The 18,210-nt window shown below is 41.0% G+C and carries 14 protein-coding genes; 10 read left to right on the forward strand and 4 right to left on the reverse strand.

Annotation, left to right across the window (positions count from 1 at the left end):
• Window positions 1-31 precede the first annotated feature (31 nt).
• The 8 genes from H6614_12900 (at window position 32) to H6614_12935 (ending at window position 8,860) form a co-directional block, all read left to right on the forward strand.
• Complete coding sequence (locus H6614_12900) at window positions 32-1,270, forward strand: hypothetical protein (GenBank protein MCB9244566.1); 1,239 nt, start codon at window positions 32-34, stop codon at window positions 1,268-1,270.
• A gap of 109 nt (window positions 1,271-1,379) precedes the next feature.
• Complete coding sequence (locus tag H6614_12905; GenBank protein MCB9244567.1) at window positions 1,380-3,257, forward strand: peptidase M61; 1,878 nt, start codon at window positions 1,380-1,382, stop codon at window positions 3,255-3,257.
• Window positions 3,258-3,381: 124 nt separating this feature from the next.
• Window positions 3,382-4,071 (forward strand): TetR family transcriptional regulator, encoded by a 690-nt coding sequence (locus H6614_12910; protein MCB9244568.1) that lies wholly within the window; start codon window positions 3,382-3,384, stop codon window positions 4,069-4,071.
• Window positions 4,055-5,206 (forward strand): SMP-30/gluconolactonase/LRE family protein, encoded by a 1,152-nt coding sequence (locus H6614_12915; protein MCB9244569.1) that lies wholly within the window; start codon window positions 4,055-4,057, stop codon window positions 5,204-5,206. The genes H6614_12910 and H6614_12915 overlap by 17 nt, the downstream gene beginning before the upstream one ends.
• Before the next feature lie 108 nt (window positions 5,207-5,314).
• Window positions 5,315-6,451: a T9SS type A sorting domain-containing protein gene (locus H6614_12920; protein ID MCB9244570.1), complete on the forward strand. Its 1,137-nt coding sequence runs from the start codon at window positions 5,315-5,317 to the stop codon at window positions 6,449-6,451.
• Between the two features lie 128 nt (window positions 6,452-6,579).
• Window positions 6,580-7,125, forward strand: coding sequence for an HdeD family acid-resistance protein (locus H6614_12925; GenBank protein ID MCB9244571.1), 546 nt, complete (start codon window positions 6,580-6,582; stop codon window positions 7,123-7,125).
• A gap of 23 nt (window positions 7,126-7,148) precedes the next feature.
• Entirely contained in the window at window positions 7,149-8,462 is a 1,314-nt protein-coding gene (locus tag H6614_12930; protein MCB9244572.1) for an amino acid permease, read from the forward strand.
• 26 nt (window positions 8,463-8,488) lie between these two features.
• Window positions 8,489-8,860: a hypothetical protein gene (locus tag H6614_12935; GenBank protein MCB9244573.1), complete on the forward strand. Its 372-nt coding sequence runs from the start codon at window positions 8,489-8,491 to the stop codon at window positions 8,858-8,860.
• Here the strand turns inward: H6614_12935 and H6614_12940 are convergent.
• The 3 genes from H6614_12940 to H6614_12950 all read right to left on the reverse strand — a co-directional run bounded on the left by H6614_12940 (window position 8,849) and on the right by H6614_12950 (window position 11,708).
• A complete protein-coding gene (locus tag H6614_12940; GenBank protein ID MCB9244574.1) occupies window positions 8,849-9,382 on the reverse strand; it encodes an RDD family protein in 534 nt (177 codons plus the stop codon). The genes H6614_12935 and H6614_12940 overlap by 12 nt on opposite strands.
• Complete coding sequence (locus H6614_12945; GenBank protein ID MCB9244575.1) at window positions 9,369-10,214, reverse strand: hypothetical protein; 846 nt, start codon at window positions 10,212-10,214, stop codon at window positions 9,369-9,371. The genes H6614_12940 and H6614_12945 overlap by 14 nt, the downstream gene beginning before the upstream one ends.
• Window positions 10,215-10,313: 99 nt before the next feature.
• The gene (locus tag H6614_12950; GenBank protein MCB9244576.1) at window positions 10,314-11,708 is read right to left on the reverse strand and encodes a T9SS type A sorting domain-containing protein; all 1,395 of its coding nucleotides are present in this window, start codon (window positions 11,706-11,708) and stop codon (window positions 10,314-10,316) included.
• A 370-nt stretch (window positions 11,709-12,078) separates the two neighbouring features.
• Here H6614_12950 and H6614_12955 point away from each other — a divergent pair, with 370 nt between their 5' ends.
• Window positions 12,079-13,428, forward strand: a complete 1,350-nt coding sequence (locus H6614_12955) for a T9SS type A sorting domain-containing protein (GenBank protein MCB9244577.1) — start codon at window positions 12,079-12,081, stop codon at window positions 13,426-13,428.
• Here H6614_12955 and H6614_12960 read toward each other — a convergent pair.
• The gene (locus H6614_12960) at window positions 13,421-16,654 is read right to left on the reverse strand and encodes a hypothetical protein (GenBank protein ID MCB9244578.1); all 3,234 of its coding nucleotides are present in this window, start codon (window positions 16,652-16,654) and stop codon (window positions 13,421-13,423) included. The two genes, H6614_12955 and H6614_12960, sit on opposite strands and share 8 nt — an antisense overlap.
• A 110-nt stretch (window positions 16,655-16,764) precedes the next feature.
• Between H6614_12960 and H6614_12965 the strand changes: the two genes are divergently transcribed.
• Complete coding sequence (locus H6614_12965; protein MCB9244579.1) at window positions 16,765-18,207, forward strand: serine hydrolase; 1,443 nt, start codon at window positions 16,765-16,767, stop codon at window positions 18,205-18,207.
• Window positions 18,208-18,210 lie beyond the last annotated feature (3 nt).

The raw sequence follows: 18,210 nt of genomic DNA on the forward strand, positions 1-18,210 counted from the left end.
TTTTGTTTAATTTATAAAAACAAAATCAAGTATGAGCGAATCTTACAATTCCATAACTCCCAGCACACCCAGACCATATGTACCTACCTCCTCCGGAACGTCCGGCACGACACCGCGCGGAAGCGGCTGCAGTAAGATAGGATGTTTTTCAATTATAGGGTTACTTGTACTGCTGGGCGGGGTAATATTACTTGGATACCTTTTTATATGGCCAATGTTATTCCCGAATGACATCGGGGGTACACTGCTCGATCTCACATACGCGGAGGGTAAGGATGGGAAAGGTTACCTATGGATACAAACAGATCCTTCATTTAAATATATACAGGAAACGGAAAGCCCGGGCTATAAATCGGTCGGACAGGAATGCGCGTTTTGCAGGACGGAGACATTTATATACGATCCGAAAACAAAGACCGTTTTAAAGAAATTTACTACAGACTACGATGGGATACCGCCGACCCCGACCATGTTTAGCGATAATGGAAATGTATGGATAGTTAGCGACAACAACAGTAATAATGAGCCGTTGATAAACGTGTATGATGCCGCAAGCGGTGACGTAATAATGGACACGAAGGGATTCATCAATAAACATCCTCAATACAAGGCAGGTATAACACAATTGCGGGTGGATGACCGCCCATACAGGCTTAGTCTTAAAACAAAGGACGGACTCGAGCTGGTGTACCTGGTAAACAAGGATACCTCATTTAAAAGTATTTCAGACTATAACACATACGCAGAGAAGAACACACAGGGAGATGCATCAATATATACACTGGTAACCGAATCGGGTTCATCAGAGCGAAAAAAACTATATAAGATAACCGGTCCGGCAGGAAAAATATTCAGCTCACACATACCTGAAAGCCTTATAGAGAACGGTAACTATATACTGCAACATTATGAATCCACCGCAACGCCTCTTACACCGGATAAGGTTTACCTGGAAGGCGAGGTGCTTTATTACGATGATGATGGAGCTGTGATAATATACCAGGACCAGATAGGTAAAACCGCAGACAGACTCCTGTCGAGGGTGGATAGTGAAGGAAATATCAAGTGGACTAAATCGACTGCAAATGACGAACTATTCGAAGAGCTAAAGCTCGACGAGGATGAGAATCCGTTCGGTAAGATGTTCTTTATGAAGGGTAATTTAAAAGGAGACAGAGGCGGTAATATGTTCATATTCAAGCTTAAAGGAAAAGGAATATTATGTTTTGACTGGAACACAGGCGAAAAGATATGGGACATGGATATATAGAAAACTCTCCCGAGTTTAAAGGGCTTCGGAGTGAAGCCCTTTTTCATTTCGTAACTAATCACTTCATAAAGCCGTATCATTCTTATACCTTAAAGAAACCAATCGTCTTATGCGTAAATTATTAATTATTCTTTTCTTATGTATTTCTATGGGCAGTCTACATGCCCAGGAAATTCAGCAGGATGAAAGCTATCACTTCTTTCTCGACCTGAACAATATCAAAAATGACCAGGCATTCGTCGAGGCTATTACTCCTACAGTAAGCAGTGAATCGATCGTATTTTATTTTCCAAAGGTTATCCCCGGCACATACAGAATAGCGGATTTCGGCAGATTCATAAGCGATGTGAAAGCATTTGCAAAGGACGGAGGTGAACTGCCCGTAGAGAAGATAGAAACGAACGGTTGGAGGATAGACAACGCACAAAGTCTATACAAGATCACATACACAGTAGATGACACATATGATACGGATATAAAGGAAGACCCTATATTTAAAATGGGCGGTACCGACATCGAAGAAGGCAAGGTTTATCTTGTAAACACTCACGGATTTTTCGGATACCTGCAGGATATGAAGGACAAAGAATACGTAGTAGAGATAAAGCACCCGGAAGGGTTTTACGGAGCAACGGGTATGATACCCGCCAGCAATGACAACAACACGGATGTATTCATCACAGAAAGCTATAACAGGCTGGTCGATTCCCCTATAATGTACACTCGTCCCGATACGACAGTGATGGAAGTAGGAGGCGCAAACGTGCTTGTTTCGGTATATTCGCCAACCGGCTCCGTCCAGTCCAAATATATGGCTGAGAATTTCAGAAAAGTATTGGAAGCGCAAAAGGAGTATCTCGGCGGTACACTTCCTGTGGATAAGTACGCATTCATATTATACTTCCAGGATCTGAGCGACTATGATGAAAATGATGAAGCAAATCATGAACTTGGCGCATTTGCTTTCGGCGCGCTTGAACATTCTTATTCGTCCGTTTATTATATGCCGGACGCGGGACAGGAGAATATTATTTCAAACATGCTGAGAATATCCGCGCATGAGTTCTTTCATATTGTTACACCGCTCAGTATTCATTCGGAAGAGATACAATATTTTGATTTTAATGAACCGAAGATGTCCGAGCATCTGTGGATGTATGAGGGTGTAATAGAATACTTTGCTCATCATGTACAGGTAAAATACGGTATAAAATCGCAAGAAGAGTTTTTTAACTCAATGAGCGAAAAGATTGGTAGTATGCTAACACAATACGATGACAACCTTCCTTTCACAGTAATGAGTAAAGGAAGCCTCGACCAATACAAGGATCAATATCTCAACGTATATGAAAAGGGCGCAATAATCGGTATGCTACTTGATATAAAACTGCTTCAGCTCTCCGACGGTAAATATAACCTTGCAGATATGATGAAAGATCTTTCGAAGAGGTATGGTAAAGACAGGCCTTTTAAAGATGAAGAGCTATTCGGAACTATAGTAGAGCTAACATATCCTGAGATCGGCGATTTCTTAAACACATATGTTGCAGGCTCATCCCCGCTTCCACTCAAAGAAGTAATGGCAGAGGTCGGTATAGATTACAAAGAGAAAGGGACAAGGAAAGATTTTACTCTTGGTCACGTTCAGTTCGGATTTAACCCGCAGACCAAACGCCTGGTGGTAGCCGATATTTCCAATATGGATGAGTTTGGAAAGGCAATGGGATATAAACAGGGCGACGAAGTATATAGTATAAATGGCGACGTAATACCGGAGCAGGGCATACAGCAATTTTTTGAAGACCTGTTCACTACCTTTAAAGAAGGTGATAAGACTGAAATGGTAGTAATGAGGGACGGTAAAAAGGTTACTCTCTCCGCCACTATGATAAAGACGGAACGTCCGGCAAACAATCAATTAACCCCGGTGGAAAACCCAACTCCCCAGCAATTGAAGCTAAGAAATGCATGGCTGGGCACGAATTAAAGATGATTCAAATGTTTATAAAATCCCCGTCTTAGAAAGAAGCGGGGATTTTTTTATTTGCATTTGGGAGAATTTTTTGTAACTTTACATACCGACGGTATGTATAATGCAATAATAAATACAATTGAAGCGTACAAAAGAGGAAGCAAAAGAGACGAAGCTAAAACTGCAAAAGACTGCGCTTGCTCTCTTTATAGAACAGGGTTACGATAACACAACCCTCAATAGGATAGCAGTAAAAGCCGGAGTAACAAAGGGGGCTATATACTGGCATTTCAAAGACAAGGCGGCAATTCTCGATGATATTATAGAATACTATGACAGGTCAGCTGAGCTCCTTCTTCCCCAGATATTAAACCTGAAAGAAAGCCCGCTAACAAAGATCAAGATCCTTGTATATGGAAATGTACCTGAGTTTTCAAGCAAGGCAAAGATCCGAAATTTTTACAGATTGCGGATGGAAATTGCAAATCATTATAAGAAGCGAGGAGGTCAGCCATATGCCTTCACGTTCCTCGAAGAGGTAGCAAAGTTATTTAATGAAGCTAAGAGACTCGGGGAAGTGAAAGATAACGTCGATCAGAACACTGCATCGCTGACGATGTCGGTAATGATCTCAGGTACATATTTTAAGTATGGCATGGATGAAGCTTTTTTTGATCACGTTGAAAGTCACACTTCAATAATGGACAGTTATTTTGATCTGGTATCAACAGAAAAGGGCAAACAAAATACAAGGGACTTTAGAGAAATCACGGAAAAGAAGGTTCCACAATTATACAATAACTTAAAGAAAAATGAGACACAAAATTAAACTTTGTTTACTGCTAGTCATGATGATGTCTGCCGCCCAGACATCAACCGGACAGGTAGTAGAGACTCTCGTCGGTAATCTCGGCGGGAGGCCGGAGGCGCTCGCTGTAGCCCCGGACGGCAGTATCTATACACCCATGCCCCAACTGGCAAAGGTAGTGCGCATAACCATGGATGGGTTATTCTCGACTGTTATTATCAGTATATCCCTTCCGGAGGGAGGCGGCTTCGATAGTCAGGGTAATTATTATGTTTCCGCATTTAACCCGGGGACGATAGGAAAGCTAACACCGGATAATATATATACGCCTGCATTTGCAACGGGTTTTTCGGGTCCGACAGGAATAATAATGGATACGAGTAAAGGTTTCCTCTATCTAGCAAACTATAATTCCAACTCGGTTAGTAAGGTCAATCTATCGGATAGCTCAACTACATTTTTTACATCTTCAGGATTGATCAACGGTCCGGATGGATTTGCATTCGATGATGAAGGCAATCTATACCTGGCGAATTTTAATAACTCGGCGATAAATAAGATCAGCAGTACTGGCGTTGTATCACACTTTGTTACTTTTCCGGGAACCGGTATCGGGTACATTACATTCGCAAAGGGTAGCATATATGTAGCGGGGTTAGGTAATAATAAAATATACAAAGTAACCCCCCAAGGCGATACGAGCACAGTTGCCGGAACGGGACAGACGGGATATTTAGACGGACCGGCTTTAAGCGCGCAATTTAACAGACCCAATGGTATAGCAGCGAGTATTACGGGTGATACGATCTTTATTGGGGACACGTTTAACCAAAAGATAAGAATGCTTATACTATCGGGTGTAGGTATAAATACGATCAACTCCTCCATACCCGAAAGATTTTCTCTGCGACAGAATTATCCAAATCCATTTAACCCTTCGACGGAAATCGTATTTTCTATTCCTGTAAAATCTAATGTAAGCTTAAAAATATACAACACAAACGGACAGGAAATGAAAACACTCGTAGAAGAAACCGTCCGCCCGGGTAACTATAAAGTAACATATACCTCAGAGGGACTTCCGAGCGGTGTTTATTTTTACAGCCTAAAAGCAGATGGGTATTCGGAAACAAAAAAGATGATACTGGTAAAATGAGCATATATTTTCAGGGGCTTTCAACACTATTTAATATTACGGGAAAAAACACTATTTTTATTTGAGGGCTCAACGAGCCCTCTTTTTTTTTAACTAAAACGCCCTCAAATGAAAAAGACAATTATTACAGTCTTCGGAGTACTTTTTTGCACCTTTCAAATTTCGTATTCACAGACAGTCAGCACGCTCGTGCCGGGTCCATCGACATTCGATGACTGTCTCACGCTGGACGGCGACGGGAACATATACGCTTCACGCTACGTCGGGACAACAATAACAAAGATAACACCCGCGGGGATGACAAGTATCTTCGCAAGCGGGCTGAGCACTCCGAACGGAACAGCTTTTGGACCGGACGGCTATCTATATGTGCCTAACAATGTAAATGCCGGAAGGATAGACAGGATATCGCCGGGCGGTGTCGTAGATACATTCATCACCTCGATACAATATCCGACGACGGTTTATTTTGAAAGTGATACGAGTATGTTGATATGCAGTTACCAGCTAAACAGGATATACAGGGCAAACATTAGCGGGAGCTACAGCATACTTTATACAGGGAGCGGAATGAACGGACCTGTCGACATGGATAGAGATACTGATGGAAACCTACTCGTAGCGAATTTTACGGACGGCAAGATATTCCGTGTGGATTCGGCGGGTACATTTAACCAGATAGCGGATCTACCGGGAACGCTTGGATTTATGGTTGTCGCAAACGGTTATATATACACCACTGCTCTCCAGGTGAATAAGATATTCCGAACATCGATGAACGGAGACACGGTAACCTTTGCCGGAACGGGCGGGGCAGGTCAAGTGAATGGTCCGGTCTCAAGCGCGACATTCAGCGGTCCAAACGGGATCGCAGTAACAACCACAGGTGATACGCTATACGTGTCCGATTTTAATACGAGGTCACTCAGAATGATAACCGGTGTTACCTCGGGAATCATAAATATAAACTCATCAGCACCGGAGGGATTTGATCTTAAACAGAACTATCCGAACCCATTCAATCCATCGACTAAAATAGAATTTTCCATACCGCAAAAGGGATTCACTTCGCTAAAAGTATTCGATTCACTAGGGAAAGAAATAGAAACGCTGGTGAGCGAAACTCTTTCAAGCGGGACCTATGCGACGACATTTAACGGAAGCAGTCTTTCGAGCGGAGTGTATTTCGTAAGATTACAATCGAATGGAAATGTTATAACAAGTAAAATGATGTTGATAAAATAGTTTAGTCTGCCTGCCAAGATTAAAATGCACAGGGTATAACCGCTATCCTGTGCATTTTTAAATTAAAATGGTTATTTTAGTTAGTCATCTCACAAATAACCTGTTTTATTAATCAAATTCTCCCGTCTATGAACACATCACTATACAAGAATTGGTGGGCATTAACCATCAAAGGTGTTCTGGCTATAATTTTTGGATTAATGATCTTTTTTGCACCTGGAATGGGCGCAGTAGCATTAGCGTATTACTTCGGTTTCCTTGTTATCTTTACCGGGTTCTTTATGATCTTTGCCGCATTTGCTCACAAATCAGTAAATCAAAACTGGGGATGGTGGCTTTTCGAAGGCATTCTTGATATAATACTTGGAGTAATAGTAATATCATATCCATTAATGTCTATAGCCATATTCATACTTTTTGTCGGAGTTTGGGCTATCTTTATGGGTATCTCCCAGGTAATAAGTTTCTTCACGGTATCAGCGAGCGGAAAGTGGCTCTTTCTTTTAAGCGGGGTTATCTCGACGATCTTCGGGATTTTATTGATCTTAAATCCGCTTCTGGGTGCGGTATCACTTACAATGTTAATAGGGGCTTTCCTCCTAGTCTATGGTGTGTTTGCAGTTTCGCTGTCATTTAAAATTAAGGGTCTAACCGCACAAACACAGCCGGCTTAATGAATCAAACCGCTACTCCTAACATACCGCCCAAAAAATCCATGAGCCTTTGGGCGGCTATCTCGATAGGAGTAGGCGCTATGATAGGTGCCGGGATCTTCTCCATATTTGGGGCTGCCGGCGCGGAGGCAGGCAACGCTCTCTGGATAGCTTTTGCGGGAGCGGGGCTGGTCGCATTGTTAAACACATACTCTTACGCAAAGCTCGGCGCGACATTCCCCTCCAACGGCGGACCGGCAGAATTTCTCATGCAGGGTTTTGGCGACAGTATAACAACAGGCGGTTTTAATATTTTGATATGGCTGGGGAGCATATTCTCCCTGGCGCTGGTATCGAGGGGGTTCGGCGGTTATGCAGTTTCATTCATGCCCGGCTCACCTGGAAGCGAGTGGATCACATATTTCGCGATAGGCATAATATTGCTTTTTGTGGTGGTCAATTTCTGGGGAGCCAAGGCAGTTGGAAATTCCGAGCTGACGATCGTTTCGATAAAGGTTGGTATACTGCTCCTATTCGGGATCTCCGGATTATTTTTTATCAAACCTCAGCTTCTTTCGGTTTCCCAATGGCCGGACACATCCAACATACTGGTAGCGGTTACATTGGTATTCTTTTCCTATCTTGGTTTCGGTTACATCACAAATACTGCGGGCGACATGCAAAACCCGAAGAAGATGCTTCCGAAGGCCCTGTATCTCAGCGTAATAATTTCAATCGGGATATACCTGCTGGTGTCTGTAATGGTAATGGGTACGCTTCCATTTTCCCAAGTTTTAAAAGCAAAAGACTATGCACTGGCTGAGGGAGCGCAGCCGATACTCGGTATTGTCGGATTTAAGATAATTGCGGTAGCGGCATTGCTCTCGACCGCTTCAGCTATAAATGCAACTATGTACGGCGCGGCGAATACAAGCTATATGATGGCACGCGACGGCGAGCTTCCGTCTGCATTCGGCAGGCAGGTATGGAAAAATGCGCTTGGGGGACTTTTCATTACCGCTATAGTCACGATATTACTGGCTGTTGCATTTCCAATAGAGAAAATAGCAATGCTGGGCGGAGTGGTTTATCTGCTTGTTTATATAGCAGTAAATATTGCTCACATGAAGGTAAAGAAGCAAACGGGCGCAAACTCAATAATATTGCTGGCAAGCATTATCTTGAATATTTCATTGATTGGAATTATCTTTTGGTATCTTTTCACTCACAATTCTGCAATCCTTTTCGCTTTTATAGGGCTAATTATAATCTGTTTCATTTTTGAATGGGGTTATCGAAAGGCAACAGGAAGAAAGATCAAATCCACGTTAGTTACTTCACCCGGTTCCTCTTCCTGAGTTAATTTTCATTTTAAAATACAAATATGCTTCTTTCGGTTGAGATCATTAACGGGAGGGACTTTTTAAAGACTTCCGCGCGGGGAGAGCTGGACCTTACAAAAAGTAAGAAACTGCTTCACACTATCGTCGAGAAAGCCCGCAAGCATAAGAATCATCATTTAATGATAGACATAAGGGGAACGACCTCCCCGCACATGGGTACTATCGAGCTTTATAATATAGTGATGGAAATGGAGAAGCATAAAAGTGTTTTGAGAAATAAGATCGTTGTGATAGATGACCCGGACGAGAATTTCAACAAGATGGAATTTATAGAAATGTGCGCAAAGAACCGTGGCTTTAAGATAAACGTGGTATCGGATTATGAGGAAGCAATCGAGTGGTTACTGAGCTGAATCTTCCTGAACTTCATTTATTTCCTCAACTCGTCTAACTGGCGTCGCATCAACCACGTACGTTTTCGCAAGAAAATCATGCAGCATCTGTGTGTACTCTGTAAGAAATCCTACCAGATATCCTAAATAGAATAATCCTGCAGAAATATATTTCGATAATGTCCTTACTGCCGATCTCCAATACTTTATCCTTTCAATGTTGTAATCCGTTACTTTAATATTAAAAACCATTTTTCCAAAAGTAGCCTGAAACCGCGAAGATTCCATCAAGGAAAAATATAAAAATTCTCCAGGAATAGCCATTAAGAATATTAATATGTCAATTGTTTTATCTGACATTTCGCTATAAGGTCCATTTAAAATGAAGAAAACTATAGCAATCGCGATTGAAATAATAAAAGAAGCAATACCGGCAATCAGTAAATCAATAATGAATGCCCCCAGTCTCTTCCACATTGAGGCAGGTGCAAACACGATCTCCTCAATTACCTCACTTTCATTATTTTTATTAAGCTCGTCCATCTATAGGAGTCTTCTTAAAAAATTTCTTGTAATACCAATATCCTGAAACGCCAAGCAGTATAGTCCACAGAGGATAATTATACTGCAGTCCTTCCTTTCCAACCAAAACCATATAAGCGATAGCTGTTAATAACAACAGTAATTGCGACGCGCGAATACGTGATCCGTCACATCTTTCCTCTTCAGTATCAACCATAGAGACCGGAGCACCGGAGCCGATTATCACGGGAATAAACGCAATGGTGATTATTCCTGCTGAGATAATTTCCCATGTGCTGATACTTTGCATAATTAGAAAGTGTCCTTTCATAAAGACCATGACAGCAACCCATATTACCGAGGCAACTCCAAAGTATAAATGCCTTCTCAGAGGATTGCGCAGAGTACCATCCAGAATAAATGCACCTGCCATAGCAATTCCCGCCACATAGTCTTCGATCAAAACAAGCGTGGCGCCGAATAAAAACCACACGATACTCTCGAACCAGGTAGCATGATAACCGGATGACCGTGTTATTATCCTGAGCATGTGAAGAAGAAAAAGCATTACGAAGATATTCGGGACTCCATAGTAGAGCATCCCCCATATAGTGAAAGGCATCTGCACAAATGCGGAGAAGTCATTATCGGGATCTATCTCCCTGGATATTGCCCATCCCAAAAAGACGGCGATACCCATTGCAAATCCATAAAGAACGACAAAAGTCACCTGCTCCCCCGCTATAACGTAATATACCGAACCGGATGCGATAGTAATAATGGTTACTACCACTATCAATACGTTTGGAAAATATTCCTGATCAATAGGTCTGCCGAGTCGAGTGAGTTTCAATTGTAATTCTTTAATTAATAGAAATTAGTCATAAGGCATAAAATAAAAAATCCCCTTTTATAAAGGGGATTTGTGAGTGGAATTTAAAATACTGCTTTATTATTTCACAACCACCATCTTTTTGGTATCGGAAAATCCTTCAGTTTGTAATCTATAATAGTAAACTCCGCTGGATAATGAGCTTGCATTAAGATCGAACGAGTAATCACCTGCTTCGGCAATACCCGTTACCAGCGTCATCAGCTCTGCGCCGGTGACGCTGTACAGCTTAATGGAAATATTACTCTTAACGGGTAGAGAGTAACTTATCCTGGTAACGGGATTAAAAGGATTCGGGTAATTCTGTTTCAGTTCAAAACTCTGCGGGTTAGTATTATTATGAGTGATACCGAGTATCACCGATGCCCAAGTCCTGTAAACCTTTTGATCGGTCGCAACAACAAGTGTGTCACCGGAGAAATTATCCGATGCGATACCAATTATCTTATCGGAAGTCGAGAAGGAGTTATTGTATAGGAACCATTGCAAGCCGTAATTATTAGAACGATAAACGCCCTCCACAGATCCGCCATACCATATATTATGATCGAACGGATTGACCTCTATGTTCTTTACATCAAATCCTGCAGAGAGAGGGAGCCAGTTACCGTTAGGGTCTCCCTGGTTACAGTATATCTTGTTATCGAATCCCACTCCATGTATCCAATTGTCACCTTCGTCATATACAATGACCTTAATAGAGGGAACATCATTTCTAACTACGAAACTATTACCGGCATCCGTACTGTAAGCCAAATGATCGTCAGTAACTGCCATTATTATATTTGTATTCCACGGACAGACTTTGAGAAAGCCGGGGAAAGTGCCTGTGGTGTTCCACTTACCGTGAATCGATTTCATACCGGAAAGAGTATCCATTACATTCCATGTTGTGCCTCCGTCCGTGCTTTTGAATATGCGGGGTTCGGAATAATACACATTATTGTAAACGGTGTGCGCCATATACATTATGTTCTCATTTGAAGGATCTATATCGAATCCCCGGCACTGCTGTCCCATATTGCCGCCGCCGAATGGAAGATCGACAACAGTTGTGCCGCCATTGAGTGTGAGCTTATTATAATCGGCGCTGTCGGGTCCGCATACGAACATCCCGTTGAATATCATCACATTTGGGTTAGTACGAGATTGGACGACAAAATCCACTGGATAGTAATTTCCGCTGCCGCATTGAATGGAGTTAAGGAATGAGGCGGAGCTCCAGCCTGTCCGCTGTCCGTTGATCTTATAATAGTTTCCACCTTCCTGCCCCTGGGAACCACTAATCATTCCCTGCTGTACATAGATCTCCTTAAAGGGTGACCCTGCTATTCTAATAGAATAGAAATCACGGATACCATACGGTGTGTTATCTATTATAGTGTACCCGGTCTGTGAATAGGAAAATGATACGGTGATAAGAATTAAAAAAAGAGTGAGTGTAAGTTTATTCATGTACCCTCCATGAAATTTTAGATTCACTCCCCACATATTGCCTGAAGTTAAAAGGTATCATTTTATTTTTAAAAAAGTAATACCAAGAATTAATTCGTTAAAATCCCCGGTATTGTTTTTCCAAATATTAGCGAAAACGGATGCCTCCCTCAAGACATCCGCTTTCTTGTCTGTCATTTCCTGCCCACCGGCAAGACTCTATGGAAAATAGAAAGTATTTTTCCAGCAGTTTACAAATTGTAATGCTCTCATATCGAGTTATTTTATTTATTCTAATATATTTCTAATTATTATCGGAAAGTATATCGGAAGGATGATATTTATTGTATAATCGGATTTTTAAACATATCTTTGAAATAAAGACGAAAATATGAAGAGAGTATCACACTTTCGTCTGTCATTACAAATATCCCTCACATTAGTTCTAATATCACTTTTTTCATTCACGGATTTTAGTTCGCTGAGTGTAAACCCGTTTTCACAATGGACTGTGCTGGGTAATCTTCCCTTCACCCAGGAATATCATGTCACTGTCGCGTGGCAACACCAGGATACAAATTTTATTATCACCGCGGGGGGAAGAATAAACGGTATCACTTCAAGCAATGTTTTACTTTATAATACCGCCAGCGGACAATATAGCCCTTTGCCTCCAATGCCGATGCAGATCGAGAGGGCAGGCGGATTTGTTTTAGGCGACTCGATGTACATAGTCGGCGGCTCTACAAATACCGGAAATACTTTTTTGAACACTCTGTATAAGCTGGATCTGACAAGCAATGGTCCGTGGGTCAATAAAGCCAACTTCCCTTCTTCAATGGGCGAGATAACATACAGCACGGCCGAGCGAAATGATTCTCTTGCTTATGTAGCCGGCGGAAAAAACAATGCGGGACCTGTGAATAATGTCTTTCTATATAACGGAAAAGCAAACAACTGGTTTCCGGCAAATAATCTTCCCATCCAATCATTCGGAGGTGGGTTGTCATTTGTATTGGACAGCCTGGTTATATTCACAGGCGGTAAGAATAACGACAGTGCTCTGGCGCGAACCTTTCTCGGGATCATAAACCCATTAAACCCTGCTAATATAAACTGGAACACGGGACCCTTATATCCCGGCGGAAAAATATATAATTTCGGGAACTGGGGTGCGAAAGACGGCAGGGTGTTCTTTACCGGCGGAGAGAATACTTTCCCAAAAGATAATCTCGCGACAAGTGATACATACATTTATGAAGACGGCCCGGGGTTTGACACACTGTCAGATAAGCCGACACCAATTACACATGCCCAGGTGGATGGATTTATTATCGATACAACGTCGTCGGGATATGAATATGAAGTTTACGCATTAGGAGGATTCGACGGAAGCGGAGCATCAAACAAGAATGAGAAACTGTTTGTACTCGATTCGATCACAACTTCAATACATCAGATCTCAGGCGGACTTCCTAATGGCTATCAGCTCGAACAGAACTATCCAAACCCATTTAACCCGTTCACTACGATAATTTTTTCGATACCGCGAAGTGATCTTGTAGAATTGAAAGTCTATGATGCTTCCGGGAAATTTGTTTCAACACTACTAAGTAAGGATCTTACAGCCGGGATATATGAATTAAGGTTTGACGGATCGGGCTTATCGAGCGGTATCTATTTCTATACAATCACCGCCGGGGAATGGAGAGAAGTAAGAAAGATGGTCTTAATCAAGTAGAATGAATATCAATTAATTTTTCGATCTTTTTTTTTATTTCTGCCGAGGGTTCTTCACCCAGTTCTTTTTTAAATGTGTTGATCATGGAATCGTAAACAGACTTTGCTTTATCATGTTGCTTGGATTCGAGATGCGCTTTAATGAGGTCGAGATAAACACCCTCGTTAAGGTTGTCGGCTTTCAAGAGTAGTTCAGAATATTCAACAATTTTATCCATTTTACCCAAATTTCTGTAAATTTCAAGCATTTCTTCGAGTATTGAAATATAATAGCTTGTGTATCTCTCCCTCAATTCCTCACACCACGGCTGATAATATCCCTCAAGGAATTCACCCTTGTATAGAGAAATAGCCTTTTCAAATAGTGCGATCTTTTCCTTCCCCTTTACACTTTGACCTGTTGCCTTATTGTATAATCTTTCAAATTCAAAAGCGTCTATATAATATATGAAATCAGTGTTAAGTGTTATTCTCTGCCCCTCGTAAATAACAAACTCAGGAACAAGACTTTTATCTTTCTTGTCACCTTTTATTGCCCACTTTATGATACTTCTGATGTTACTCAGAGTCTGGTGGAAAATACTTGTCGCGTTCTCAGGATCGGAATCCGGATAAAACAGATCGATCAAAGAATCTTTTGTAATAGTTTTTTTGCTCAGGAGAATGTAAATAAATATCAGCTTCCTGATCTTCCTCACCCATTTGTCATCGGGTATGCCGGTTCCTCTTATTTCTAATTTTATTTCACCAAATGTCTGAAGTCTTATATCGTAAACTCCGGTAAGAATATCTTCCTCTCTTATCTCTGCAAGCTCAAAAAGACTTGATATAAGATGTCCCAGAAAGTCGCGGTGTAACTTCTTTTCCGAGGCAAGATCGAACAGGGCTCTTTTAAATAGAAATTCTTTTTGAAAGATGGTAATGTATTTCCTCTCAATACCTTCGGTAAGCGCTTTATCAAGAAACTCCCGAGCCATTTTTTCATTACCACTCTTTAAATAAAAATCAGCAAGATGATAAAGCGAGTGAACTCTTTCATACATCATGTTCATCTTAGTATAATATTCGACAGCCTTTTCTAAATCTTTTCCATTGGATTCGCTAAGATTTGCCTCTTTGGCAAGTACGGCCCTCCAGTATTGCAGATAAATTTTTTCGCCTTCATCCATATCGCGGCTCAATTCCTCAGCCAGGCAAAAATATCCTTCCGATTTAGTAAAATCCTTCAAGTAAAAGAAACAAATCCCAAGATTCAGATTTCCGACATAAGTATAATAGGGTATCTTGCTCTTGATCGAGATAGCAAGCAATTCTTCCCATACAGAAACAGACCTTTCGTAATCACATAACATGAACTTAAGATATGCCGAAGATAAAAGATAATTCACCTTGAAAAATTGCGACGGATAAGTACTTACAAACTCCTCCGCTTCCTTAAGAAATTCATCGGCTTTTAAGAAACTGCCCTCATATGCATAAACCTGTACAATATTATTTATCGTCTGGAATTTGTTATAAACATTTATTGAGTTAGAAATCACACTTTCGTAATAAAAAGCCGCCTTTGTGTAATCTCCCTTGATTAGATGAATATTTCCCAACTCATTTAGAATCGAGTACTTTATCCCCGTAATATCTTCTACATTCACTATCTCGAGAGCTTGTTCGAACTTTATTATTGCGTCGTTAAATTTCGAAAGATTGCTCAAAACTACTCCATACCAGTAAAGGAATGTAGCCTTTTCATCAGGGAGAAGATCTTCCTTTAATACAGAAGCAATAATTTTTTCCGCGTCTTCGATCTTACCTGTTCCTACTAAAACCTCAACAATGTACTTTTTAATTCTGAATAAATTATCGGTAACGTTATTGTTCAAGCCGAGAGCCTTATTAAAAAACTCAAGAGCACTTTTATAATCGCCGTCTAAATTCTTTTTGAGCCAACCTCTGTAAAAGAGCATATCAGGATTTGTAACCATTATCTCCTCCGGAAAAGATTTTACCCATTTTTCCGCGAGATGTATATTTGCCTTCTTTCCCGATTCATCAATGTAATCCATTATTTGCTTAAGAGCCTCCTCATATTCCTCTGCCAGCAAAAGATATTTAATTGCTTTTACCGGCTCTCTTTCTTTGGAATAATGATCAGCTATCTTTCTGAAGTTTCCTTTTCTATTAACCGGGTCAATATTTTGAATAGATTTATTCATAAGGAAATTTTTAAAGAGAGGCTGGTAATTATATATCTGCTCGACCTTACCATCTTTCGCAGAATCGGCTCTTTGTATAAAAACATTTCTTTGTGAAAGCTCGCCAAGTATTTTAGCACTATCCTTTCTGTTAAATATTTCATCACATTCTTTAGCGGTGAAGTTATCGAGCACGGATGACATCAAAAGAAAATCTTGCAAGTCGCCTCTTTCGGAATTAAAAATGTCCTCAGCAAAATAATCATAAAGGTTTTCGGGGAGAACGTCCTGCTTAAGAAGTTCGAAAGCTTTTTCCCTATTTGTCTGGAGAAACATATGAAGTCCGGTGATCCACCCTCCAAACTTGCCCACAAAGGGGGTATCCTCTTCTTTAATGTCAACATCATATTCTATCTGTGCCAACCGGCTAACCTCTTCGGGGGAGAATTTCAATTCATCAGTTATTTCAAAATACTTCCGCTTTGCTTTGAGCTTTCCCGTATCAAACGGCTCTTTCTTCCTCGTCGTTATTATAGTATGTATATTTTTCGGAAGGTAATTCAAAAGATACTGCATCACTTCCTGTACCCAGTTCTCATCCGGCAATAAATGAAGATCATCGAATATGATGTAAAAATCCTCATTGACCGATTTAGAAAGCTCGTTCACTACCGTACCGCAAACTGTATTTATCACCGAAGCAGGTGATGCCCCATTCCTGTTTTTTATCGAATCCAGAATGACAGATGAACTTTCCCCAAATCCCTCGACTGAATTAGAAATTGACCCAATTAAATAAGTCAGAAAAGTAAAAAGCGAACTATCCGTCTCATCTATTTTGTACCAGCAATAGCTAATTCCTGCCGAATCTATAAACTGTTTAACAAGTGTAGTTTTTCCATAGCCCGCCCCGGCGGAAATGACGATCAGCTGTTTGCCTGCATTTTTCTTTAATAGATCCACCAGCTGAGGACGAGGGAGGAGTCTTGAGGTATCCTTTTCGGGGATTATCTTTGTTTGGATGATTACTTCTTCCATAAAGAAATTTAACTAAATAGAGATAAAATAGTGATATAAAACCCACTCTGTAATTCTCATTTCAAACGGATTATTAAAAGCATATATTTCAGGAAATTTACACTACTATTATGAGAAAATTATTATTCGTAATAATTCTTTTAGCAATTAACTCCACTCTATTTGCTCAAAGGGGCAAGGATCCGTCGGCTTTTGTCGACAGTGTTGTAAGTTCATTTCGTGGTAACTCTAATTGTGCCGTAATAGTCGGTGTGGTAAAGATGGTTCCGGGGCAGACGCCAGAAATGTGGAAATTCCCATACGGGCACATGACCACAGACACAAATAGTTCTCCTCTTGTAAATGACAGCACATTATTCCAGATAGGCTCGATAACAAAAACATTTAACGCAACATTATTGTCGATGCTGGTTAATAACGGAACGATAAATCTATATGATACCGTAAAAAAATATGTGCCCGACAGTGTGCATGTGCCGGTCTGGGTAGAAGGAAATGATACAACCGTAATAAGATTTATAGATCTTGCTACACATTATTCGGGTCTCGACGATGAGCCTCCTATCGGAAGCGGAGGTATGACTACATACCAGGAGATGTTTAATTACCTCGATACCTGTCACCTGTTTAAAAAACCCGGAGAGTGTTATGTTTATTCCGATCTGGGTTTTGCGTTGCTTGGTGTTGCAATACAAACAATACTACAGGATAGCATAGAACTTTTGATCCCAAATATGGTTTGTGATACGCTTGGCATGTACGATTCAAGGATAATTGACTTCACCCCTTCACAGCTAAGCAGGTTAGCTCAGGGTTACAAGCCAAATCTACAGCCGGCTCCGGCCCTCATGCCGAACTGGCCGGCTTATTACAGCGCGGGCGGTATAACCTCAACTCTCAACGATATGATGACATACTTGCAGTTCGCAATGCAGATCAACAATCACGGACTCCAGGGCTTGCTGGATACATTAATGCTGGAACGGAGGCTCACTAACGATTCCTGTTTGCATCCTGAGTCAATTGACAGCGTAGGGCTTGCGTGGCAATTCGGCAAACTCTTTCCCAATAATCCCAGCAATCAAATAAGAAGTACATTTAAAGACGGCAGCACAGCGGGATTTTGCAGTTATATGATTTTTGCAACACATCCTACAACGAATGTGAAAACGGGTGTTGTAATGATATCTAACTGGAAAAATTCCGGTCCATTGCAAAATACTGCAACCGAGATACTAAAATTTATGAATGGGTTGGGCTCGATAGGTATCCAAAACAACTCAGAAATAGCAGGATATAAGCTGGGACAGAACTACCCAAACCCGTTCAATCCGAAGACAGTGATAAACTATTCTATCCCTAGGCAGGAGAATGTTACAATAAAAGTGTATGACGTGCTCGGAAATGAGGTCACCACACTAATAAATAAAAAGCTGGAAGCAGGAAATTATTCGATCGAGTGGGACGGAGAAAAATATTCATCCGGGGTTTACTATTATAAGATCACCGCGGGCGATTTTGTTGAAACGAAGAAAATGACGCTGGTAAAATAAGCA

This window comes from Ignavibacteriales bacterium (genome assembly GCA_020635255.1).
GTDB lineage: Bacteria > Bacteroidota > Ignavibacteria > Tepidaquicellales > Tepidaquicellaceae > JAEYVS01.

What these genes read in the sequence shown, in the direction of transcription:
- H6614_12915 (MCB9244569.1), top strand. Translation starts at nt 4,055, where the DNA reads ATGAGACACAAAATTAAACTTTGTTTACTGCTAGTCATGATGATGTCT.
- H6614_12935 (MCB9244573.1), top strand. Translation starts at nt 8,489, where the DNA reads ATGCTTCTTTCGGTTGAGATCATTAACGGGAGGGACTTTTTAAAGACT.
- H6614_12955 (MCB9244577.1), top strand. Translation starts at nt 12,079, where the DNA reads ATGAAGAGAGTATCACACTTTCGTCTGTCATTACAAATATCCCTCACA.
- H6614_12950 (MCB9244576.1), bottom strand. Translation starts at nt 11,708, where the DNA reads ATGAATAAACTTACACTCACTCTTTTTTTAATTCTTATCACCGTATCA.
- H6614_12940 (MCB9244574.1), bottom strand. Translation starts at nt 9,382, where the DNA reads ATGGACGAGCTTAATAAAAATAATGAAAGTGAGGTAATTGAGGAGATC.
- H6614_12905 (MCB9244567.1), top strand. Translation starts at nt 1,380, where the DNA reads ATGCGTAAATTATTAATTATTCTTTTCTTATGTATTTCTATGGGCAGT.
- H6614_12920 (MCB9244570.1), top strand. Translation starts at nt 5,315, where the DNA reads ATGAAAAAGACAATTATTACAGTCTTCGGAGTACTTTTTTGCACCTTT.
- H6614_12900 (MCB9244566.1), top strand. Translation starts at nt 32, where the DNA reads ATGAGCGAATCTTACAATTCCATAACTCCCAGCACACCCAGACCATAT.
- H6614_12965 (MCB9244579.1), top strand. Translation starts at nt 16,765, where the DNA reads ATGAGAAAATTATTATTCGTAATAATTCTTTTAGCAATTAACTCCACT.
- H6614_12925 (MCB9244571.1), top strand. Translation starts at nt 6,580, where the DNA reads ATGAACACATCACTATACAAGAATTGGTGGGCATTAACCATCAAAGGT.
- H6614_12960 (MCB9244578.1), bottom strand. Translation starts at nt 16,654, where the DNA reads ATGGAAGAAGTAATCATCCAAACAAAGATAATCCCCGAAAAGGATACC.